Genomic DNA, 20,102 nt, shown 5'->3' on the forward strand with positions numbered 1-20,102 from the left:
GGATGTCTGACATATGTTTGATAACACAGATCAATTAGCAATTAATACAATTCGTACATTATCAATCGATGCGATTGAAAAAGCAGGTTCCGGGCACCCGGGAATGCCTATGGGGGCAGCTCCAATGGCGTATGCACTTTGGACAAGATTCATGAATCATAACCCTAAAAATCCAGAATGGTTCAACCGCGACCGTTTTGTCTTATCTGCGGGACACGGTTCGATGCTGTTATACAGCCTACTTCATCTATCTGGGTATGATGTTTCTATGGAAGATCTTAAAAATTTCCGCCAATGGGGAAGTAAGACTCCAGGACATCCAGAGTACAAACACACTCCTGGTGTAGAAGCAACAACTGGTCCGCTTGGACAGGGGATTGCTATGGCAGTTGGTATGGCATTAGCTGAAAGACATTTGGCCACTACATATAACAAAGACCAATATAATATGGTCGATCACTTTACATACTCCATTTGTGGAGATGGTGACTTAATGGAAGGTGTTTCCTCTGAAGCTGCTTCATTGGCTGCACATTTAAAATTAGGACGCCTTGTTGTTCTTTATGATTCCAATGATATTTCACTTGACGGAGACTTGGATAAGTCCTTCTCTGAGAGTGTTAAGGGACGATTTGAATCCTACGGATGGCAGTATATCCGTGTTGAAGATGGAAATGATCTTGAAGAAATTTCCAAGGCAATCGAAGAAGGTCAAGGAGACACAACCCGCCCGACAATGATTGAGGTCAAGACCGTAATTGGGTACGGAGCCCCGAATAAATCAGGTAAATCTGCCGTTCATGGTGCACCTCTGGGTGAAGATGAAATGAAGCTTACCAAAGAAGCCTACAAGTGGACATTCGATCAGGATTTCCACGTGCCTGATGAGGTTTACAGTCGTTTTGAGGAAAAAATCCAACAAGCTGGCTCTGAGAAAGAACAGGATTGGGCCAACCAATTCATTAAATACAAAGAGGAACACCCTGAACTGGCCACTCAATTAGAAGCGGCAATCAAAGGTGAACTACCGCAAGGATGGGATAAGGACATCCCGGTATATGAAGAAGGAAAAGCATTGGCAAGCCGAGCTTCTTCCGGGGAAGTGTTAAACGCCATTGCCCAAAATCTTCCTTCATTCATCGGTGGTTCCGCTGACCTTGCCGGTTCCAACAAAACGATGATCAAAGATGAGAAAGATTTCATGCCTGAATCCTATGAAGGCAGAAATATCTGGTTCGGAGTCCGTGAATTCGGTATGGGTGGTGCCATGAATGGTATGGCTCTACACGGAGGACTTCATGTATTTGGTGGAACATTCTTCGTATTCAGTGACTATCTAAGACCTGCTATCCGTTTGGCGGCTCTAATGGGCTTACCTGTGACCTATGTGTTCACACACGATAGTATCGCTGTGGGAGAAGACGGACCTACCCATGAACCTGTTGAACAGCTTGCATCCCTTCGTGCCATGCCTAACCTGTCAGTGATTCGCCCTGGTGACGGAAATGAAGTGGCTGCAGCCTGGAGGTTATCGTTAGAATCGAAAGATCAGCCTACGATGCTTGTTCTGTCCCGTCAGGACCTTCCAACGCTTAAAGGTACGGCTGATAAGGCCTACAACGGGGTAAACAAAGGTGCTTATGTTGTCTCTGCTTCAGGTAAAGAACAGCCTGATGCCCTGTTGATTGCAACTGGTTCTGAAGTACATCTTGCGGTAGAAGCGCAAAATGCCCTTGAAAAAGACGGTATCAGTGTTTCAGTTGTGAGCATGCCTTCTTGGGATCGTTTCGAAAAGCAATCAAAAGAATACAAAGAATCCATCCTGCCTAAGAGCGTGAAAAAACGCCTGGCTATCGAAATGGGATCTCCAATGGGCTGGGATCGATACGTTGGCGATGAAGGTGACATCCTGGCGATCAATGGTTATGGTGCATCTGCCCCAGGAGCCAAAGTGATGGAAGAATATGGCTTCACTTCTGAAAATGTAGTATCTAGAATCAAAGCTTTACTTCAATAATCGTGAATGGAAAAGGTCGGCTCCTTACACTCTCTAAGGAGTTGGCCTTTTTCTTTTGGGTAAGTACAATAGGAGTAAAGGTGGAAGAGATTGGGTATAGAACAAGTAATGTATAAATCCTACGATACATCCCTTAACATTCAGGGGAGATAGAATAGGTTCGACAAAACTAGTGCAGATTTTCAACAATTTATGACAATGACTCCCTTCTAGTTGATTTATACTATATGAAAGAAAGGTAGGAGGGAGTAAAGGTGCGAAATTATCAAATCTATTGGATTGAAGAGTTGTTTGTTCAACATTACTATGGTCGTGAAAGAATGTTCTATCAATTGTTTTCTGATTGGGAAGCGAGTACAGGTGATCTTCACGATATCGTCTCGAAACAAGTAGATTACATTACCAAACCGATTCCATACCTTCCTACCCAAAGACTCCTTCAACACGAAATTACGAAGGTTGAAGGGGCAGCCTGGATAAACTCCGTTGCGACAATCGAAAGAGAAGAATCAGGTGCGACACTCGTCTTGAATGAAAAGTCGATGTCTTTGAATGCCTGGGGGCACGATGAATCTGAATATATCTTTTTTGAAATTTTACGGAGGAATATGGGCCAGCTACTGGCAATGGATATCAAAAATGAACGTTTTGGCTGGTTAAAACCGATAAAACAAAGAAAGTTTATATATTAATATGAAATTTTGACCAAAATATTGTATAATGTTTCAGGGTTTAGTACACTTTTAAAAGGACAACATGAAGGAGGAAGTAAGAGTATGGGAACGACTGGATTACTTATTCTAGTAGGAGTTCTGGCATTACTTGCCGGAGTTGCACTAGGATTTTTCATTGCTCGTAAATACATGATGAGCTACCTAAAGAAAAATCCACCAATTAACGAGCAAATGTTACGCATGATGATGATGCAAATGGGGCAAAAACCATCCCAGAAGAAAATCAATCAAATGATGAATGCAATGAATAAGAACATGAAGTAATAGATGGAAGCACAAGCCTATTACATCAAGGTTCATTGACCTTCTGATGATTGGTAGACTAAAAAGATAAGCCATAAAAATGTTGTTTGGTTAATCTTTCTTAGCAAATTTCATTCAAATTGGTTTATCTTTCACGTTATCAAAAATAAGACCACTTTTCCTGTTGAAAAATTAAGCAGGGGGAGTGGTCTTTTTTGTTGTTACTTGACGATGTGATACAGGAATATTTATACCACTGTATGGCAAAAGGTTTCACTAAGAAAACAATGATTAATAAACGATTCGAATTAAATCAGGCAAAAGAGTATTTGCAGAATAAACGTGGGCTAAAAACTTTGGAAAGTGTCACAATACATGATCTTAAAGCTTATGTAAGGTATAAACATCAATCCGGACTCAAACCTCAGAGTATTGTATCCCTATTTAAAATGGTCAGGGCATTCTTTTCTTGGTGTGAAAAAGAAGAGTACATACCAGAGAACATAGCCAAGAAAGTAGAATTACCCAAAGTACCTAAGCGAATATTTGAAGGACTAACTACTTCAGAGGTTCAAGCCATGATTAACTCCTTCTCATATAAAAATTATCTTGAGGCTAGGAATAAGGCTATTATCGCAATGATGGCTGATTGTGGATTACGTGCAATGGAAGTCAGAGGAATTATAAATGAAGATGTAAAAGAAACAGCAATCTTGGTCCATGGTAAAGGAAACAAGGAACGTTTTGTTTATATCAGCCCTGCACTAAAAAAGATTCTTATTCGCTACGAGCGATTAAAGAGAGAATACTTTCAAGAACGGTTGATAGAGGAGGATTATTACTTTTTGAATTATGTAGGTAGGGGATTATCTCATATTGGATTAGATAACTTAGTTAAAGAGGCTGGTAGGAGAGCTGGAATTGACAGACATAAAGTTAAACCGCATAATCTACGTCATTATTATTCAGTAACAACGCTCTCTGATGGTCATTTAGATTTGCATAGTCTTTCTCGACTACTTGGGCATTCAGAAATTCAAACTACACAGATATATTTGGCTTCTCTCAGTGAGGAGCAGTTATCCAATAAAGCCATTTCAAGCAGTCCATTAATGAATACTGGAGGAATTAGAAAAGGTAAGCTCAGGTAAGTCACTAGACCATTCTACACACCTAGGAGGGTTCACAGAGTGACAACGAGGTATTAGAACGTGTTAAATGGCTCTGTGAGCTAATTACAGAGCTTGATAAGAGTATTCTATGAATTCCTGATGATTCACATATTGAACTTTCGAAACTTATCCTAAATGAAATAAATAAAAACAAATAAAAAAGGATGAATCAGCTGCAACTGGTTCATCCCGTTGTCCGTAAGAGGACAGTCAATTTGTACTTATAGTATATGCTAATCACCATGAAAAATCAATTAAAGGTGGTTGGTTTATTCGAATATGTCCAAACCCCTCTTGCGGAATATCGTAGGGAGGGTAATTTTATGTCCAAAAAAGCTATAACAATCATAGCTGGTGGAGAAAGCTATAGTAATTTAGCCACATTTGATTCCATAGAAGAATTGAATAAGACTGTTCGTTATTATAAAGAGAAATTTCATACCAAGTTAACAAAGAGCACATTACTGGTTCTTGATCAACTCCACAGATACTCCTGTGTTTATTTAGGTGTATCATTCCGAACAAAGAATAATATCGCTAAATCATTGGATATAAGCCGTAAAACAGTACAAAGAGCCTGTAGGGTACTTGAAGACTTAGCTATCATTAAACAGCTTGAAACAAAACGTAAAAGCGATATGAGGCAGTCATCTAATGTGATCCAAATCCTACCGATTGAAGAAGATGTCCAACAAGAGCAAGAGAATAAAGTGGAAAATTGTCCTACCAAAAAGACAACTCCATCTTTAACAAAAAACATAAAAGATATACGTACCGAATACGTTGATCAATTCGAAAAATATGCTTCAATTTTCTTTCATGATCACAAAACAATCAGCGAACTTAAGAAAATCGCAATCATACACTCCAGAATCAATTCTATATGCGAAAAGACAGCGAAATCCCTTAGTTTGGAATGTCTGAAGGTGCTTATAGCTAAATTAAAATCTAAGCCTATTTCAAATGTCTGTGGCTACTTTAATGGTGTGTGTCGTAAACGAATGAGATCAGCAAGGATTAAACATTTGTGGGAAGAGTGCTGGAATACTTTGAACCCAATTAATTAAAATACCCTAGTCTTTTCTTGTGATAGTGGTAAAATATAACTACTTGTGTTCAGGAGGGATAGCTTTGTTTAGGGGATTTTTATTATTGTTATTTGGAATTTGCATGTTTCTTTCTGCATGTGCTGAAAATGATTCAAATGGGAAAGAAGTAGCAATAGATTCAAATGTTGTTGAAGCAGTTGGCGTGACTGATGAAGTACCTGGTAAGGAAGAGGAGACCGATTTACTAAACTCCGATTTAATCAAGTATTTAGAGGATCAGGGATATGTTATTGAAACGTTTGACAGTTACCTAGGCGTGTCTGCTAGTTATCATAAAAGACCTGAGGCTCTTAGAAAATTGGATAAGGACAATCAACAATATAGTTTTATTTGTGAAGATAATCAAACTTGTGAATTCTTGGTTTTTGAAAAAGATAATGTTGTACTACAGTTTAATCCAAGCTGGGACATTGAAAATATTTTCCAGATAAAAGATGAAAACAATCAAATACTCACCCCTCAAACTGTGCAGCCTTTTATTGAATTTGTGAATGAGTATACAAAAACAGAAAATGAAAGGGCTAAAAATGAATTAGCCGAACAGAGAGAGAAGCAAGAAGAGTGGAGTAAAGTAAAAATCGGTATGACAGCTGATGAGGTAAGAGAACGTTGGGGAGAACCATCTGATATAAATAGGACTATTACAAAGTATGGTACAGATGAACAATGGGTTTATGCAAATTATACATACCTATATTTTTCTGATGGTATCTTAGAGACAATTCAAGATTAATTACACCCTCAAATTAAACACTCTCATTAATTTGAGGGTGTTTTCTATGTCCATTCATTTCGTCCTTATTATGCTTTATAGCAACTTGTGAGGAAGATGAAGGGGTTAGGTAAGGTTGTGTCTATAAATAGGGAATTCAATGGTATTAAGCGTAGGCTGAAAACTGTTCGCATTAAGCAACTGTGGGGTGAGAGTTGGTTTGTAATACGTAAGAGTATGAAGAATATGGTAAAATAAATAATGATAATGCTTAAGAGAGGATATTAAAATGCTATATATTATTGCTGATTATCTATTCGCTTTATTGCTTCCGTATTTTATAATTAGTCACAGAAAAGATATATTTTATGTTGATGAAAATACAGGAAAATTGAGTTTAATTTAAAAAGTTTACTCAGTATATTCTGGTTGTGGTTTATTATGGGTGGAGTATATTTCTGGTTAATTGGATGAAATAATGATTTCATATGGAGGTGGAGAATGGCGGAAATATATCCAATTAATAGTATGGCAGAATTAATTTATGTTTTTGGATTATACGCTTGGGTATTATTGAAATGGATATTCAATAATATAGGTACATTAGGAATGTTTATTCTTACTTTTTTCTATGTTGTGTACACGAAAAGAATGATGATTGCTACTAATGAAAGTGTTGAGATCAGCAATAAAAATTTGAAGGAAGTAAAAAAACCTGAAATGGTAGCGTATTTCAATGAGGGAAGGGGAAACATTTTAAACTTTATTCTAAGAAATAATGGGAATTCTCCTGCTATTAATGTTAAGACCAACCTAGAACTAGTTAGAGGAAACTTAAAAGGGAATTTTTTGAAGGACACATACTTTCTTCATAATCCTGTAACTACAATAGCACCTAATCAAGAGTTAATTACTTTTGTAGATATGTTCTTTAACATTTTAGATGATGACAGACTGTTTCCTTGCTTTGAAGTTGAAATAACCTACAGTGATAAACAAGGTGAAAACTACACTGACTCATACACTCTAGACCTCAATATGTACAAAGGGACCAGAAGAGTGAATGATAAAGGTTTACATGCGATAGCAACTGAACTAGAAAAAATAAGAAGAGAGATGGAATAGAAGAACTGTTTCATCTCAAAAAAAGGAGTGGCACTTTTGGAGAATATTAATCTACTCAAAGTATATGACAATCCAAACGAAGAGGACGAAAGGTATACGATCACATTTAAAGTAGCTAATGAAGAGATTTGGGAAATTGTTGCCTCTGAAGATGCTGATGTATTCTTTGCTATGGATATCACGACAGCGTATGAAACTGATAATGGGAAACAAATTACTTTTGAAGATCTACCGGAGAAGGTAAGAGATAAAGTCCTCCATGAGTGGAAAGAATGGGATTAGATCGTATTTTTAATAAAAGGAGGTGAGAGAACTATTCATAATACTAGACTGGCTCTTCAACTAAGTAACATATTAATACATGATCATTTTAAATTACATCCTGAACTTCTAAAACTTACTAATAAAATTAAAAAAAGATTGGATTTACCCAATGTATACCCAGAGCATAAATTTACTAAAGAGGAAGCACTCGAACTAGAGATTTATCTAAAATCAACAAATATAGAAAATAAGAATGAATTGATTGATTACGTTTATAAAGTACACAGAGAAGGTGATATTCTATAAATGGGAAATATAAAAAATAGCCTACCGATTGAGGCAGGCTCAGTTACTAGAGTAAAAACAGGGGTAAATAAATATCTCTGTTTTTTTATTTATCTGCTTCTTCCACAGGATAATATTCAACTATGCTGTCCAAAGTATAAAGTTTAGCAATGCCCTTCTCTTTAGCAACGATGTTTAGTGTATCCAATATAGGGTTCATTGTTTTCAACTCAAGTCTCTTTAGTTTGCCCTTTGATAAATCAATAACTGTGGCTGGTCTAATTCCACTAAGGTTAGATAGTTTAGTCTTGGATATCTCTAATTCTTCAAGGACTTGATCTAATTTGAATTCGAATGTCATTTTGTATTCTCCCGGCTTATTTAAATTAATTTAATTATACTTTATCTACGCTCCTGAATCACTATCGGTTTCATAAATTATCCAATATGCCTATAAAAATGTAATTGATTTTAAAAATTTGGAAAATAACTGTTGACCACTACTCCTGAAGTAGGTATTATAGAGTTAAGAAATGGAAATGAGGTGATCACAAATGTTCTCGACAATTCTAATTGGAGTTACAATCCTAATGAGTTTTGGGTACGGCTTGTTCCTCGGAATGTCAAAGACAAACCAAATTTAAGGGAGTTGATCAAAATGGAATGCACTCTTAAAGAAATTAACTATCTTCCTGTAATAGAAGATTTGACTCAGGGATTCATGCAGTTAGATCCAGTTGTGAAATACACTTATGATAAGATGAAAAGCATTGAGGAGCAGTTTGATCGAGATTCACAAGAATTTGAATTCGCTCATGACTATTATCAAGAAGCGTACCAGGAGTGGTATAAATTAGTTGAGGTTAAGTATTATTGTTACCTCCTAAATGAAGGGATGAAATTCAATATTGACTATTTCCAGTATCGAAAGGGCTATAGGTGGGCTAAAAGATTAGGTTTTCGTGATGTCAAGTTAATCTTATGAAATATGCCTAAAAGAGCTTACATAAAAGGGGATAAAAAATGAAGAATGATAAATTAGTAGTCGGCAATGTCGAGCTTACTGTATCTGGTCAAACTGATAAAGGTGTACAAGAATTTTTGGAGTCAAATGATCTGCAGCATTTCGTAGTTGGTCAATTACAACTTCTTATGCCAAACGGAGAGACTGTTTCACTGAAAGTGGAAATGGTGGATGGTTGTAAGTGGGAAACCGAAGAATTGGAAGAACAGTTAGTTTAAATAAAAATAGCCAAAGATGGATGTCGGCTACCAACCTTATACATCGATCTTTGGCTATTGAATAAATTATTTTAAGGAAAATCGAAATTTTGTTTGCGAAAATCAAATAAAACGCTACAATAAGCAATAGTTGGAAAATGAATAAATTTCAATTAACACAAACGCTAAATTGTGAGCGTGATATAGTCTAAAATGTGCAGGTGTATAAACGCAAATAGGGCTATTCATAGCCTGTATTTTTTATACTCTTTTCGCAAAATAATCTTTGCATGTCCAACTGCTATTAATTGTACATGCTAAACGATTATCCGTCAACAATTATTTGGAGGGAGGTGTCAAAAAATGATTATGCCATCAGAAGCTAAGGTTTTGATTGATCAGAAAGGCTTGAAGAAAATGTATGTTGCCAAAGAATGTGGAATCAACAACAGCGTATTTTCTAGATTGAATGATTCCAAGTTGTATAGAGTACAACAAGTATTAGGGATATAGAACCGAATAAAACGAAGGTTTTAATCAAAGTCATAGGTTGTGACGTCGCACATTGACAACAGAATAATAGACTTTCTACAGCTTGTAGATAACCTAAATATCGAAGGGAGAATAAATATGGGAGAAAAGAAAGACAAACTGTTTGTAAAAGTACCAACGTCAATTGTAAGGAATGAGGACATTTACATCTCCAATGACGAATTCATCCTCTACGCTCGTCTATGTTTCCTACACTTTAGAAATTATGGAAGGGAAGAGATGCAGGTTGATCACAAGAAACTAATGAGCTTTTGCCTTATTAATGACACTAGAACATTCAAGAAAAGATTGAAAGCATTATATGAAGCTAAGTTAATACTCAATGAAGTCAATAAGCTACCCACTAAAGGAGCTTTACCCATTGAAATGAATACTGATTACTTCAAGGAAGGGGTAATGTTCACCAAGCTGGCAGCAGAGATATTCTCCTATTTTAATAACGGTCAGACAGACACTCAATCAGATAGCAGGATTGATGAATATGCCTTCAGACAAATCTTCTATTATAAGAGTCATATTAATACGAAGATGAAAGATAAAAAAGTGGATAGGTCATTCTGCTTTGTGGGCTATGAAACATTAGTGGAGAGGTTAAGGGTGTCACGAACTAAAATTAAGGAAGCTAATGAGCAATTAAAGAAATTAAAGTTAGTGAAAGTCGTAAAGTATCAACTTGGACATGATGACCAATTTAATGAAAATGATGAGTTAGTTTTTGACCGTTACAATAATCATTATTACGTGGCAAATTCACTCTTTTAAGAAAGCTGATTTAAAGCCATTTTCGACCTAAGTACTCTCCATGCAGAGGTAACGTTTCAGAATGCAGAGGTAGAGTTTAGAAATGCAGAGGTAGATTACTCAGAATGCAGAGTCAAAGTATCCAGTGTGCTGGCATTGTCGGTACTGTATATAGAAAGACTTAGAAAATAAAAAATACAGTAAAGATACATTAGAAGATACAAGTTAAGATACAGTATTTGGGTTACGCAAAACGAGTTTGCTCACCCTTGGAAAATATCATACATAATCGGCATCAAATTTTAATCACATATTACATAATCCGAACATCAGATCACGAAATCATAGGTGGTCAAATTTTATATTTAATTTTGGTAAAAACACGAACAATTAAATTTAATACATAGAAAATCAGGTTAATTTCAGTTAAAACATGAACATTGAATAAAATAATTTAAAGGGAGTTGTACTGAATGAAAGAAAATACTAAGGGTTGTTATATTCCTTCCATTGAGGCAGAAGAGATTTATGATATGAGCGTTAGAGGTTTAGAAAATGTAATGAAATACGATTATATTGGTCAGATTCCCTACTCACTTGAATTGATCAAATTGCGTTCATTCAAAAGGGTATTTGGTCAAAAGGATATTGAGAAGAACAGTAAAGTCAAATATCAGTCTGATGCCATCATTAATGTGAAATTTAAAAATAAAATTAAGGCTGGTAAGGAAATCACTTCATTTGTTCGAGGTTACGATAATTTAATGAATAGGTTAAATATACAATTTGAATCTTTAGAGAAGGCAATAAATGATAAAAAATCAGAAATTGAAAAATCAGTTAATAAACGTGAAATAGATAAACTGAAAAAGAGTCTAAATTATTTAGAGAATAAACAAAAATTACTACAAGGACATATTGAGCGAATTCAAGGTGACGAAGATAATGACATTTATCAAGAAATGAAAGCACCTGAATTGAGGAATCAACTTTACACTAAAGGAATTACCTTTAAAAATAGACATTATCGGTTTTATAAACGTACTGCCTCAAAATCCAGACAGTCACAAGCTTTGTTTATCTTAGATGAGTTGTACGACAAAATGAAAGAATGGTCACACATGGGATTGGATCTTAGTGGGAAAATCGATGTTGCTTCTTTATTGGCTTATGAAAGCTTAGTATCAAGTTCTCTTGAATCGACAATTGAGATTAATCCTAAAAACATCTTCATTATAGATGACAAATTTAGTGAATTTGAGCTTCCTGCCATCGAAGTTGGGAACAAATTGAAAGCTATATCTAATGATAAAGCTGTAATCAAGAATGATATATGGGATGGTCAAGGGTTGATGGATAAATCGTTGTTTGAGTCAATTGGTAAATCTGATAAAGGTATGGCATTACTTAGACAACATTTCTTCAAGTCTTGCATGTTCAACAGCAATATTCAAAAATTCCTGCAAGATAATTGTCCAGAAGAAATACCTTATGAAGAATGGAAGCTTACTGACATGTTCGGAAACAAAGTGGCAGCCAAAGACATCCTTTTAATAACTACACCAAGTTCACTTAAGTTTCTAAAGTATGCAAAAGGAAATAAGAAAAAGGCATATGCTAAATGGATCAAACATGTTAAAAAGGATGGGAATATATTTGGTATCTGTAAGCATGAGAAATCCTCTAAATATGGTGATCGCTCCTTAACTTCATATCAAATGATTAACACTCTTAATGCTAATGGGGAAGACATTAAAGCCCTTGCTAAATTTGAGCATGAATTTATTAAAAATTTACAGGGTAGAAAAGTTGATGATGGAGTATTTAATGAGATGCCTTACATTAACTATTTGAAGAATAATAAAGAGTTAACCAATGCTTATGAGTTGCTATATGAGATGTATCGAATCAATCCTGAAATTGTCCGAACTAAAATGTTTAGAGATTACAGAACAAAGCAAATAAGCAATTATAGAACCAAAATAAAGGGTGGGAAGCTTCGATTAGAGGCTGACTATTGTACAGTTGTTTCAAACCCATATGAGATGCTGGAGAGCCTTATAGAGGGGAAGAGAAGTGATAATAAAATACATAAAGCAATAACAATAAAGGGGAATGAGATTTATACAACTCTCCATCCTTTCAATGAAGAATATACTTTGGTTCGTAACCCACATAATGCAATGAATAACTTTGTTAAAGCAATCAATGTACATAATGAATTACTTGATGACTATTTTAATTTCACTAAAAATATTGTAGTTATCAATTCAATTAATAATCCTATCTTGGATCGTTTAAATGGTATGGACATGGACTCTGATACAACCCTGATATTCAGCGACAGAGAGTTTAATCGTGTGATTGATAAAACATTGCATAAGAGAAACTATCCAATTATTTTAAATAAAATTCAATCCAAACCTAATCCGGTTGAATTCACAGAAGAAAACATTGCACAAATTGATGAGAAGACGTCTAAGTCACAGAAATGGATCGGCCAGGTTACAAACGCTGCACAATTTCAAGTTAGTGTTTTATGGGATGTAATAAATAATGATAAAGAAGGGCAGGAAAAAGAAGATAAAATTAAAGACATCCTTTCTAATGTTGCTGTGTTGGTAGTACTATCTAATGTGGCTATTGACTATTCTAAGAAGATTGTTGAAGTAGATGTGGATAAAGCACTAAGAGGAATTCGATCATCAAATGCTGTTAAAGTTCTTGATGGTAAACGACTTATGTCACGCAAAAAGCCTAAGTTTTGGAAGTATGTTACTTCTGGAGATTCTGAATCGGTTGAATATGATTGTCCAATGGATTTACTTATAGATCACATTAATAATATTGAAAAATCCAACTATCGTAAAAACTTATCCTTAAGTGAACTATTAATTGAAATGCCAAGGGAAGAACGGATTGAAGCAGACTCTAAACAAATTGGAGACATAATGAAATTAGTTAAAGGGTTTGATAAAAAGATTAAAGAAACAAACTCAGTGGAAAGTTCAGATAAGAAGTGCCAGGAAAGAATGACATTGATCGAAGATGCTTACAACAGTTTAGATGATAAGATCAGCAAGAAAAAGATAAAGAAGATGACCATGTATAAATTACTTTGTTTAGTAGCTCAGTGTTATGATAAAAAGTCATCTAAACAAGAGAAAACTGGGGAATATTCAAATGTTGCAATTCATTTATTAAATGCATTATACAGAAATCATAAGACAACATTCTTAAACTTAATGAAAAAGTAATAAAAAAATAGACTTTTTCCCAAGAATTACATACTGAAAAGCCTTGTATCCATTGAGATATAAGGCTTTTTGATTATCTAAATTCCTTCCTTAATGGGAGAGGATGGTGAAACACAAGAGTACTCATTATGTGGTCGAACGACAGAGTAACTTAAAGTCGAAGTAGATAGCCAGAAATTCCTCTTTCCATTATTACATTTGTTTATTTTAAATTATCGCTGATCACTCAATCTATTGGGAGGGGATGGGTAGAATGATTGGCTTCTTTTTATTTTTTTAAAAATTTATAAACGATACCGTAATTAAATCATATCATAAAAGTCACTAATGTCAATAAAATTAATTAAATTATTTTAAGTCTGTACAAACAATCTTGATTATTGGAATGTCATCTCCCTTCATTTCTTTAGTTGAGGTTGTTTGTAGAGGCTTAAAAGCTTCTAAATATATAGGTTAGGCTTCCTAAAAAAGCAGAGAGGATAATGGATATGCAAGAATTATCACCAAAGGAAAAGAGACAACGATTCAAGGAGATGGCTTGGAGTCGAGTTGGAGAAACCAATAAGAACAGATTAGGATCAGTAATGGTCGTTGATCAATATAATGGCTCTCAAGACGTCACTGTACGCTTTGTAGAGCATGGTAATACAGTTAAGACTACATGGAATCAATTTATTTCAGGAAGCGTTAGAAACATATATGATAAGAGTAAATTTGGAGTAGGTTACATAGGTGAAGGTAAACATACAATTAGAGAAAATGACAGGTACACTGATAAGTTTTTAACTTGGTCAGGTATGCTGATGAGATGTTACTCGAAGAAATTTCAAGAGGATCATCCTACATACAAAGATGTAACAGTTTGTGAAGAATGGCATTGTTTTCAAACATTTGCTGACTGGTACGATGAAAATTATTATGAAGTTGAAGGTAACAGAATGCATTTAGATAAGGATATACTGGTTAAAGGGAATAGAGTATATAGTCCGGATACATGTGCATTTGTACCACAGTTTATAAATGGATTGTTTATTGGGAGGAAGGCTTTGAGAGGTAATTTACCAATCGGAATCAAGACATGTAGCAGATATGATAATAAGTATGAGGTAAGGTGCTGTGATAATAAAGGTGGTCGTGAGTATTTAGGAAGATTTGATTCACCTTCACAAGCGTTTGAGGTTTATAAGGAGTATAAAGAACAGGTTATTAAGGATATTGCTGAAGAGTATAAGATGCAAATTCCAGATAATCTTTATGAAGCGATGCTGAATTACATAGTTGAAGTTACTGATTAATACATAAGAATACATAACAGAGGGTTGTGAAGTAACTTACAGTCCTTTCTTTATTACTTAGCTGACTCAACGGGTTTTCACTTGAAGATAATTAAATCTATTAAAATTGTAACTTTCTATTACTCTATCTAATAGACTTTATGTTATAATTCTATCTAAGAAGGCATATACATTTCTCAAAAGTGAGAAATGGAGAGTGTATATGCTATGAGTAAGAAAAAAAGAGGTGGAGACAAAATGACTACAATGACTTTAGCTGAATTAGAAACAAGTGTTAGGTCTAATAACAGAAAATATCGAGATGTCTTGACTAAGTTTGAAAAGAAAGCTAAATCAAAGAATACGGTAAAAGGAAGAGTTAGACCCAAACATCCTACTGAAGCTAAAATTCTGTCAATGTTCTCTAAAAAATAATTGATAAAAGTGGTGGATTAGCAATCTTTACAATTGAAGAAGCAAAACTGAAATTATCAACCTTAAAAGATAGAGAAAAATACGACACAATGTTAAACACTGCTGCAATTATTACTTCCCTCTTAGAGCAAGAAGGTATACAACCAATTGTGGTTGGTGGATTCTCTGTAGATATTTATACTCAGAATGAATATGCTACTCGTGACATAGACTTTGTATCAGATGGCTATCACATTATCTCAGATATATTAACAAAATTAGAATTTGTAAAAGATGGAAGACACTTTTACCATAAAGAAATTGAAGTGGCAATTGAAATTCCTGATAATTATTTGGCGGGCGATGAATCAAAAATTATTAGATTGCAAATCTCTAAAGACACTCACATTAATATTATTTCTATTGAAGATATTATTATGGATAGACTTAGGTCTCACTGCTTGAATAATAATGAAGAGGATGAGCTTTGGGGATTCAGACTTCTTACTGCAAACATAAATCGGCTAGATATTCCATATATGTTCGAAACTTGTGAAGTACGTAAAGAAAAGGAAGTACTAGATCAATGGATTAGTGAAGTCAAAAGTATTGAAATAGCAGCAAGTGCTGAATAAATCGACTCACCATTAACTATGGTGGGTCTTTTTCGTGTTCGTGGGAATTAGAAATAAATTGTAATAATATTAATAATTTTGAAAAAATAGGTTTATAATTTCCAGAAGTAGGATAAACATCCAATGGTTGTAAAATTAGAATATTGGAGGTTTTACTATTTGGAGAAATTAGTAAGCAAGAAATCATTTCGGAGTTTGTGTGTGTTAATTATTATGTTGGGTTTCGTTTTATCTCCACTCAAAATGATTGGTGATGTGAAAGTTAAGGCTGAATCAAATCAAGTGTTATCAGATCAAACCATAGCTGCAGCAGACAAATACATAAAAACCAAAGGCTCTTACACACCGATTCCAGAAGTCGATGACTCGGGTACGGGAACTGGTACTGACGACCCAGTAGACGGTGAAATTATTCCGGTAGACCCAAAGATTGATCCAAAGAATCCACCTCCAGTAGATCCTGTTTTTTCGGTTACCAGTGCAGGTACAAATAATTATGAGTTTCCAGACCCGTATTATTACAGTTTTGTAATCTCAGATACAGATTTAGCAGCACTGAAGAATGAGATTGGTGAGGAAGAAGCACAAAAAGTTGTAGACCAAATGTCAATTACTAACCAAGCAATCAGGGTAATGGAGTTTACTACATCAAGTGCTAGTAATAATGTAATTAAAATGACTGCCATTAATCCTGATGGGGATGAAATTGATCCCGATTGTCCTCCAACTAAATGTATGTATCCTGAAAATGTAGAGTTTGGAGAGAATGATATTGAATTTCATTGGTATACTTATGAATTCTCTCTTACTAAGAAAGTTGTCGATTTTATTATAGAAGTTGGTATATCGACTGGTTCAGATTATTTACAGAAAATGTATCCGAGCTTGTGGGCATACGTTATTATTGAAATAGTAAGTTACGTACTTGAATATTTTCTTACAAAATATTCATCCGATGTAATAATAACAGCTTATTATCCTTTTGTAATTAAGGATCTTGAATTAGCTTAAAAAAGTGAGGGTGGTTGTAACTGTGCAACTACCCATTTTTAGTTAGTGATATATTACAAATATATTTGTGTTTGTAGAAGGACATTTACATTATTTCATTGAATAGGTAATAATAACTATTCGAGGAGTGATAAAGTGGGCAATAGTTTGTATACGTTGAAATGTATCAAATGTGGAGATCCGTTCCATGATACAGACATTGAAATTTTTGAAGCGTTGGAGATATTGTTGTGCGATTTGTGTGCTTATGAGATGAGCAAGGAAGAGAAGAGTCACTGATAGGTGGCTTTTTTATTTTGGGGAAATAGAAAAGAGAGATCGTATGACCTCTCCTAACTCTTACCAAGAACTACTACTCTTTAAGCTTCCAACTTTAGAAACAATATCTTCATCAACAAGTGATTCTAATTTAGATCCAGAGTTATTGCTAAGATATTTAGCTAAGGAATAATACTTAGCAAAGACAGTTTCGACCTCTTCTTCTGTAGTTGGATAATTATTAATGTGATAATTAAACAATTCCATTGCTACATCAAATTCATTTCTTTGAATTGGTGTAGGTTTAACTTTGACAGTATCAGCCATTTTGAAACACCTCCTTTTCTTACAATATTCGTCAAAAAGGAAGGATATTCCTTCTTTGGTGTTGAATATTGTAATTTAGTTGGAGAGTGAGGTGATTATGATGAGTAAAGAATTTCAAGTACATATCGGTTTAACAACTGGTAAAGAATTTAGCTTTTTTCAGCAAGCAGGAGAACGGGAAGAAATAATAAATGATCTACTGGATATTGGAAATGGAAAGTGGTATCACTTTCAATCTGATTTTGTTAATTACCAAATTCTTAAAAGTGAAGTTACCTTTATTGGGATAGCAATGAGTGAAGAAGAACTAGATGAGTTTCAGCATTCGAATCGTTCAATGGCTAGATCAGAAAACTAACCACTTGCAGAGTCACTATAATTAGTGGCTCATTTATATTTTAGGTAAAAAGTTAATGAAATAAAAAAGAGAGGTTTTCTGACCACTCTCAATTATTTGCATTTTGCTTTCTGATTTTATCTTTACGTGATGAGCGCAGAGCCAGTAAATAGATTATTATTAGCGGCCAGAATACCCAAAGATACATCATTAATGTTCTGTTTTGGAATCCAAATTTATCATGACCAAATTCAGCATAGTTAACTATTAATTGTAAAGGGGTAGTAATAGCTCCTATGATAAAAGGGAATAGCATCCAAGTTACTAAGATTATTGAACCAACTAAAAAGAATCCACCTCTATATCGTCTCATTATGTGTTACCTCCTTAAATCCTAGTTAGTTGATGCTATAGTAGCGATTACCAATTATATCATATTACCTAACATTATTTCATTATTTTACAAATTTTGCAGGTGTGGCTTTACAGACTGTCGAAATGATCAGTGAGGATAAATTATTCGATTGGAGAGTGTTGTGTAATGTTCTATAAACCAGAAAGGATTATTCAGTACACTGAAACTGGAGTATTTGCTTTAGATATTTGGATATCTGATGGAGTGACCAATGTTCATTGTGAACAGGTTGATACTAAATCAAGTTATAAAGCATTCATTTCGAATGATTCTAGAAATATAGCTATATCCCAGGCAGTAAAGTTTGTTGTAGAAGAAAATAGAAAAAGTAATATTTAGGGCATTATGAGTGTTCTTTTTAGGTCGCAATAAAATACATGGGATGAAGGATTATTTCAACTTCTGTCGAATGTAAATAGATGGAAAGTGAGGTGATGATAATGAACAGTGAGTTAATTACTGAAATTAAATTTCCTACATTTAAACAAATTTACAAGCAACTAGAGAATATTGATCAAGAAATTGAGATTGAAGCAATGAGTAAATTCAATCTTGATGAATACAAAGTTAAATTTTATGAAACTAAAGCTATTACTTACAAAGACGGCGAAGGTCAGTATGACCCTATGTATGATTTTAAAGACATTCTTGTTACTGTTGCAAAGGAAAGAGAACAATTAATTAGGAATCTATATCTCAAAGCGAATTTAATTTACACGACTAAGATTAATACTTGTTCAAGTGGAGATGAAAAGACAAAAATAGTTGAGGAATTTCACGACTTGTATAAAGTCATTAACGAAAAAAGACTAAATGTCGTATACCTAATTAATAAATTCAGCCATTATTGAAATGAACTGAGTGCTACCTTATATAGGTAGCTTTTTTTATTTATTTAAATCTGAAAGGGAGATGCTTAAATGGAAAGTGTACGATTACATAAGTTACTGGATGAGATTGAGCACAGTATTGATTCAGGTATGGGGTATTATGACTCAATTTATAAAAATGATGAGTTTAATAAACTTAAAGAAGAGGATAAGAACTATATTAATGGATCATTGTTTTACTTATATGCCATTGATATTGAGGACTTAGTTAACTATTGTGTTGAGGAAAAGATTAATGAGTACAAGGGTGATCCGGTTGATTATAGATTGAAGAAGCAACAGGAGATTAGTGCAAGAGTTGATAAGTTGTTGGCTGAGCAGGAGAGAAGAATGAAGGAGGTTAAACCGTGGCTTTAGATACTTTATTTGATGCAGTGAAAGAACTTTATATCAGGATGTTATCAGGTGAAACATTAGAGGAAGCTAAGAGGTGCTTGAAGTATCATGAGGATCTGTTCGCTGAGGAAAAGGAAGAATTAGATAAGTGTATTAATGGCTTAATGAATCAGTTTGGGATAGATGAGTTAGAAGCTATGAGGATTATTTATAACAGTTATTTGAAGGGGAGCATGTAATATGTGCTGGAAGACTAAGTATGTACGAGATAGAATGTCTCACACTAATGAAGTAGTTAAAGTGTTTAATGATGGTTTGGTGGAGTTAGCGAATCCTATTGGTATTAATGGTGAGGTACAGGATTATGTATCAGTCAACCCTAATGAACATACAGAATCACATATATTTACATTTGGTCTTAACTTCAATGAATTAAAAATGGAAGACATATCATCAGGTGACATTGAAGTATTAAGTCATAAACAAGATCGCTCTAGTTTTCAACGAATAACTGAATTGGTTTGTGTTATTAGTAAAGAGCATGACGGATATCTTATTCAATTTGATAAACGTAAAAGCCGATCAGTTTGCTTTAACTCAAAGACATTAGACTTAATATTTAAGAAATGGTTTGAGAAGCATCTGTATGCTGATGAAGTAAAATAATGTTACTAAAGCTTTGTAACTGTGGTAAGAAGATACCGTATGAGTTAGGTAGATGTGAGGAGTGTCAGGCTAGACATGACCAGTACAAACAAGAGAGTGACAAGACA

Annotated in this window: 25 protein-coding genes; 22 read left to right on the forward strand and 3 right to left on the reverse strand. The window is 34.4% G+C overall.

Going from position 1 to position 20,102, the window contains the following annotated elements:
• Window positions 1-13: 13 nt before the first annotated feature.
• The 8 genes from tkt (at window position 14) to P8596_RS10815 (ending at window position 7,394) form a co-directional block, all read left to right on the forward strand.
• Window positions 14-2,017: a transketolase gene (tkt, locus tag P8596_RS10780; protein WP_279726784.1), complete on the forward strand. Its 2,004-nt coding sequence runs from the start codon at window positions 14-16 to the stop codon at window positions 2,015-2,017.
• Between the two features lie 254 nt (window positions 2,018-2,271).
• Window positions 2,272-2,709: a sporulation inhibitor of replication protein SirA gene (gene sirA / locus P8596_RS10785; protein ID WP_034759904.1), complete on the forward strand. Its 438-nt coding sequence runs from the start codon at window positions 2,272-2,274 to the stop codon at window positions 2,707-2,709.
• A gap of 84 nt (window positions 2,710-2,793) precedes the next feature.
• Window positions 2,794-3,015, forward strand: a complete 222-nt coding sequence (locus P8596_RS10790; RefSeq protein ID WP_034759902.1) for a YneF family protein — start codon at window positions 2,794-2,796, stop codon at window positions 3,013-3,015.
• Between the two features lie 194 nt (window positions 3,016-3,209).
• Entirely contained in the window at window positions 3,210-4,145 is a 936-nt protein-coding gene (locus P8596_RS10795) for a tyrosine-type recombinase/integrase (protein ID WP_279726786.1), read from the forward strand.
• 344 nt (window positions 4,146-4,489) lie between these two features.
• Window positions 4,490-5,233 (forward strand): helix-turn-helix domain-containing protein, encoded by a 744-nt coding sequence (locus P8596_RS10800; RefSeq protein ID WP_279726790.1) that lies wholly within the window; start codon window positions 4,490-4,492, stop codon window positions 5,231-5,233.
• 64 nt (window positions 5,234-5,297) lie between these two features.
• Entirely contained in the window at window positions 5,298-6,008 is a 711-nt protein-coding gene (locus tag P8596_RS10805; RefSeq protein ID WP_279726791.1) for a hypothetical protein, read from the forward strand.
• A gap of 480 nt (window positions 6,009-6,488) precedes the next feature.
• Window positions 6,489-7,112 carry a DUF8453 domain-containing protein gene (locus P8596_RS10810; RefSeq protein ID WP_279726792.1) on the forward strand — a complete coding sequence of 208 codons (624 nt, stop codon included), beginning with the start codon at window positions 6,489-6,491 and terminating at the stop codon, window positions 7,110-7,112.
• A gap of 36 nt (window positions 7,113-7,148) precedes the next feature.
• Complete coding sequence (locus P8596_RS10815) at window positions 7,149-7,394, forward strand: hypothetical protein (RefSeq protein ID WP_279726793.1); 246 nt, start codon at window positions 7,149-7,151, stop codon at window positions 7,392-7,394.
• A gap of 373 nt (window positions 7,395-7,767) precedes the next feature.
• Here the strand turns inward: P8596_RS10815 and P8596_RS10820 are convergent, their stop codons facing one another.
• Window positions 7,768-8,022 carry a helix-turn-helix domain-containing protein gene (locus P8596_RS10820; protein WP_279726794.1) on the reverse strand — a complete coding sequence of 85 codons (255 nt, stop codon included), beginning with the start codon at window positions 8,020-8,022 and terminating at the stop codon, window positions 7,768-7,770.
• Window positions 8,023-8,154: 132 nt separating this feature from the next.
• Here P8596_RS10820 and P8596_RS10825 point away from each other — a divergent pair, with 132 nt between their 5' ends.
• The 8 genes from P8596_RS10825 to P8596_RS10860 all read left to right on the forward strand — a co-directional run bounded on the left by P8596_RS10825 (window position 8,155) and on the right by P8596_RS10860 (window position 16,766).
• Window positions 8,155-8,646 carry a hypothetical protein gene (locus P8596_RS10825; protein ID WP_279726795.1) on the forward strand — a complete coding sequence of 164 codons (492 nt, stop codon included), beginning with the start codon at window positions 8,155-8,157 and terminating at the stop codon, window positions 8,644-8,646.
• Between the two features lie 38 nt (window positions 8,647-8,684).
• Entirely contained in the window at window positions 8,685-8,903 is a 219-nt protein-coding gene (locus tag P8596_RS10830) for a hypothetical protein (protein ID WP_279726797.1), read from the forward strand.
• Between the two features lie 609 nt (window positions 8,904-9,512).
• Window positions 9,513-10,196 carry a hypothetical protein gene (locus P8596_RS10835; protein ID WP_279726798.1) on the forward strand — a complete coding sequence of 228 codons (684 nt, stop codon included), beginning with the start codon at window positions 9,513-9,515 and terminating at the stop codon, window positions 10,194-10,196.
• Window positions 10,197-10,648: 452 nt separating this feature from the next.
• A complete protein-coding gene (locus P8596_RS10840; protein WP_279726799.1) occupies window positions 10,649-13,432 on the forward strand; it encodes a hypothetical protein in 2,784 nt (927 codons plus the stop codon).
• Window positions 13,433-13,920: 488 nt separating this feature from the next.
• Window positions 13,921-14,727 carry a hypothetical protein gene (locus P8596_RS10845; RefSeq protein ID WP_279726800.1) on the forward strand — a complete coding sequence of 269 codons (807 nt, stop codon included), beginning with the start codon at window positions 13,921-13,923 and terminating at the stop codon, window positions 14,725-14,727.
• 207 nt (window positions 14,728-14,934) lie between these two features.
• The gene (locus tag P8596_RS10850) at window positions 14,935-15,141 is read left to right on the forward strand and encodes a hypothetical protein (RefSeq protein WP_279726802.1); all 207 of its coding nucleotides are present in this window, start codon (window positions 14,935-14,937) and stop codon (window positions 15,139-15,141) included.
• A gap of 89 nt (window positions 15,142-15,230) precedes the next feature.
• Window positions 15,231-15,755, forward strand: coding sequence for a hypothetical protein (locus P8596_RS10855; protein WP_279726803.1), 525 nt, complete (start codon window positions 15,231-15,233; stop codon window positions 15,753-15,755).
• A gap of 159 nt (window positions 15,756-15,914) precedes the next feature.
• A complete protein-coding gene (locus P8596_RS10860; protein ID WP_279726804.1) occupies window positions 15,915-16,766 on the forward strand; it encodes a hypothetical protein in 852 nt (283 codons plus the stop codon).
• A gap of 339 nt (window positions 16,767-17,105) precedes the next feature.
• On the opposite strand, the gene P8596_RS10865 is transcribed toward P8596_RS10860, so the two are convergent.
• Window positions 17,106-17,351 carry a hypothetical protein gene (locus P8596_RS10865; protein WP_279726806.1) on the reverse strand — a complete coding sequence of 82 codons (246 nt, stop codon included), beginning with the start codon at window positions 17,349-17,351 and terminating at the stop codon, window positions 17,106-17,108.
• Window positions 17,352-17,448: 97 nt separating this feature from the next.
• Between P8596_RS10865 and P8596_RS10870 the strand changes: the two genes are divergently transcribed.
• The gene (locus tag P8596_RS10870; RefSeq protein ID WP_279726808.1) at window positions 17,449-17,709 is read left to right on the forward strand and encodes a hypothetical protein; all 261 of its coding nucleotides are present in this window, start codon (window positions 17,449-17,451) and stop codon (window positions 17,707-17,709) included.
• Between the two features lie 88 nt (window positions 17,710-17,797).
• Here the strand turns inward: P8596_RS10870 and P8596_RS10875 are convergent, their stop codons facing one another.
• The gene (locus P8596_RS10875) at window positions 17,798-18,061 is read right to left on the reverse strand and encodes a hypothetical protein (protein WP_279726809.1); all 264 of its coding nucleotides are present in this window, start codon (window positions 18,059-18,061) and stop codon (window positions 17,798-17,800) included.
• Between the two features lie 168 nt (window positions 18,062-18,229).
• Between P8596_RS10875 and P8596_RS10880 the strand changes: the two genes are divergently transcribed.
• The 5 genes from P8596_RS10880 to P8596_RS10900 all read left to right on the forward strand — a co-directional run bounded on the left by P8596_RS10880 (window position 18,230) and on the right by P8596_RS10900 (window position 19,995).
• On the forward strand, window positions 18,230-18,442 hold the full coding sequence (locus P8596_RS10880) for a hypothetical protein (protein ID WP_279726811.1): 213 nt from the start codon (window positions 18,230-18,232) through the stop codon (window positions 18,440-18,442).
• Window positions 18,443-18,543: 101 nt separating this feature from the next.
• The gene (locus tag P8596_RS10885; protein ID WP_279726813.1) at window positions 18,544-18,954 is read left to right on the forward strand and encodes a hypothetical protein; all 411 of its coding nucleotides are present in this window, start codon (window positions 18,544-18,546) and stop codon (window positions 18,952-18,954) included.
• 69 nt (window positions 18,955-19,023) lie between these two features.
• Window positions 19,024-19,350, forward strand: coding sequence for a hypothetical protein (locus P8596_RS10890; protein ID WP_279726815.1), 327 nt, complete (start codon window positions 19,024-19,026; stop codon window positions 19,348-19,350).
• The gene (locus P8596_RS10895) at window positions 19,341-19,568 is read left to right on the forward strand and encodes a hypothetical protein (RefSeq protein ID WP_279726816.1); all 228 of its coding nucleotides are present in this window, start codon (window positions 19,341-19,343) and stop codon (window positions 19,566-19,568) included. The genes P8596_RS10890 and P8596_RS10895 overlap by 10 nt, the downstream gene beginning before the upstream one ends.
• Window position 19,569: 1 nt before the next feature.
• Window positions 19,570-19,995, forward strand: coding sequence for a hypothetical protein (locus tag P8596_RS10900; protein ID WP_279726817.1), 426 nt, complete (start codon window positions 19,570-19,572; stop codon window positions 19,993-19,995).
• Window positions 19,996-20,102 lie beyond the last annotated feature (107 nt).

Origin of the sequence: Rossellomorea sp. DA94 (assembly GCF_029834455.1) — a bacterium.
GTDB classification, from domain to species: Bacteria; Bacillota; Bacilli; order Bacillales; family Bacillaceae_B; genus Rossellomorea; species Rossellomorea vietnamensis.

Excerpts from the sequence above, each read along its gene's own strand:
- tkt (WP_279726784.1), top strand. The coding sequence starts at position 14 with ATGTTTGATAACACAGATCAATTAGCAATTAATACAATTCGTACATTA.
- P8596_RS10790 (WP_034759902.1), top strand. The coding sequence starts at position 2,794 with ATGGGAACGACTGGATTACTTATTCTAGTAGGAGTTCTGGCATTACTT.
- P8596_RS10800 (WP_279726790.1), top strand. The coding sequence starts at position 4,490 with ATGTCCAAAAAAGCTATAACAATCATAGCTGGTGGAGAAAGCTATAGT.
- P8596_RS10810 (WP_279726792.1), top strand. The coding sequence starts at position 6,489 with ATGGCGGAAATATATCCAATTAATAGTATGGCAGAATTAATTTATGTT.
- P8596_RS10820 (WP_279726794.1), bottom strand. The coding sequence starts at position 8,022 with ATGACATTCGAATTCAAATTAGATCAAGTCCTTGAAGAATTAGAGATA.
- P8596_RS10830 (WP_279726797.1), top strand. The coding sequence starts at position 8,685 with ATGAAGAATGATAAATTAGTAGTCGGCAATGTCGAGCTTACTGTATCT.
- P8596_RS10835 (WP_279726798.1), top strand. The coding sequence starts at position 9,513 with ATGGGAGAAAAGAAAGACAAACTGTTTGTAAAAGTACCAACGTCAATT.
- P8596_RS10840 (WP_279726799.1), top strand. The coding sequence starts at position 10,649 with ATGAAAGAAAATACTAAGGGTTGTTATATTCCTTCCATTGAGGCAGAA.
- P8596_RS10845 (WP_279726800.1), top strand. The coding sequence starts at position 13,921 with ATGCAAGAATTATCACCAAAGGAAAAGAGACAACGATTCAAGGAGATG.
- P8596_RS10850 (WP_279726802.1), top strand. The coding sequence starts at position 14,935 with ATGAGTAAGAAAAAAAGAGGTGGAGACAAAATGACTACAATGACTTTA.
- P8596_RS10855 (WP_279726803.1), top strand. The coding sequence starts at position 15,231 with ATGTTAAACACTGCTGCAATTATTACTTCCCTCTTAGAGCAAGAAGGT.
- P8596_RS10865 (WP_279726806.1), bottom strand. The coding sequence starts at position 17,351 with ATGGCTGATACTGTCAAAGTTAAACCTACACCAATTCAAAGAAATGAA.
- P8596_RS10870 (WP_279726808.1), top strand. The coding sequence starts at position 17,449 with ATGATGAGTAAAGAATTTCAAGTACATATCGGTTTAACAACTGGTAAA.
- P8596_RS10875 (WP_279726809.1), bottom strand. The coding sequence starts at position 18,061 with ATGAGACGATATAGAGGTGGATTCTTTTTAGTTGGTTCAATAATCTTA.
- P8596_RS10880 (WP_279726811.1), top strand. The coding sequence starts at position 18,230 with ATGTTCTATAAACCAGAAAGGATTATTCAGTACACTGAAACTGGAGTA.
- P8596_RS10885 (WP_279726813.1), top strand. The coding sequence starts at position 18,544 with ATGAACAGTGAGTTAATTACTGAAATTAAATTTCCTACATTTAAACAA.
- P8596_RS10890 (WP_279726815.1), top strand. The coding sequence starts at position 19,024 with ATGGAAAGTGTACGATTACATAAGTTACTGGATGAGATTGAGCACAGT.
- P8596_RS10900 (WP_279726817.1), top strand. The coding sequence starts at position 19,570 with ATGTGCTGGAAGACTAAGTATGTACGAGATAGAATGTCTCACACTAAT.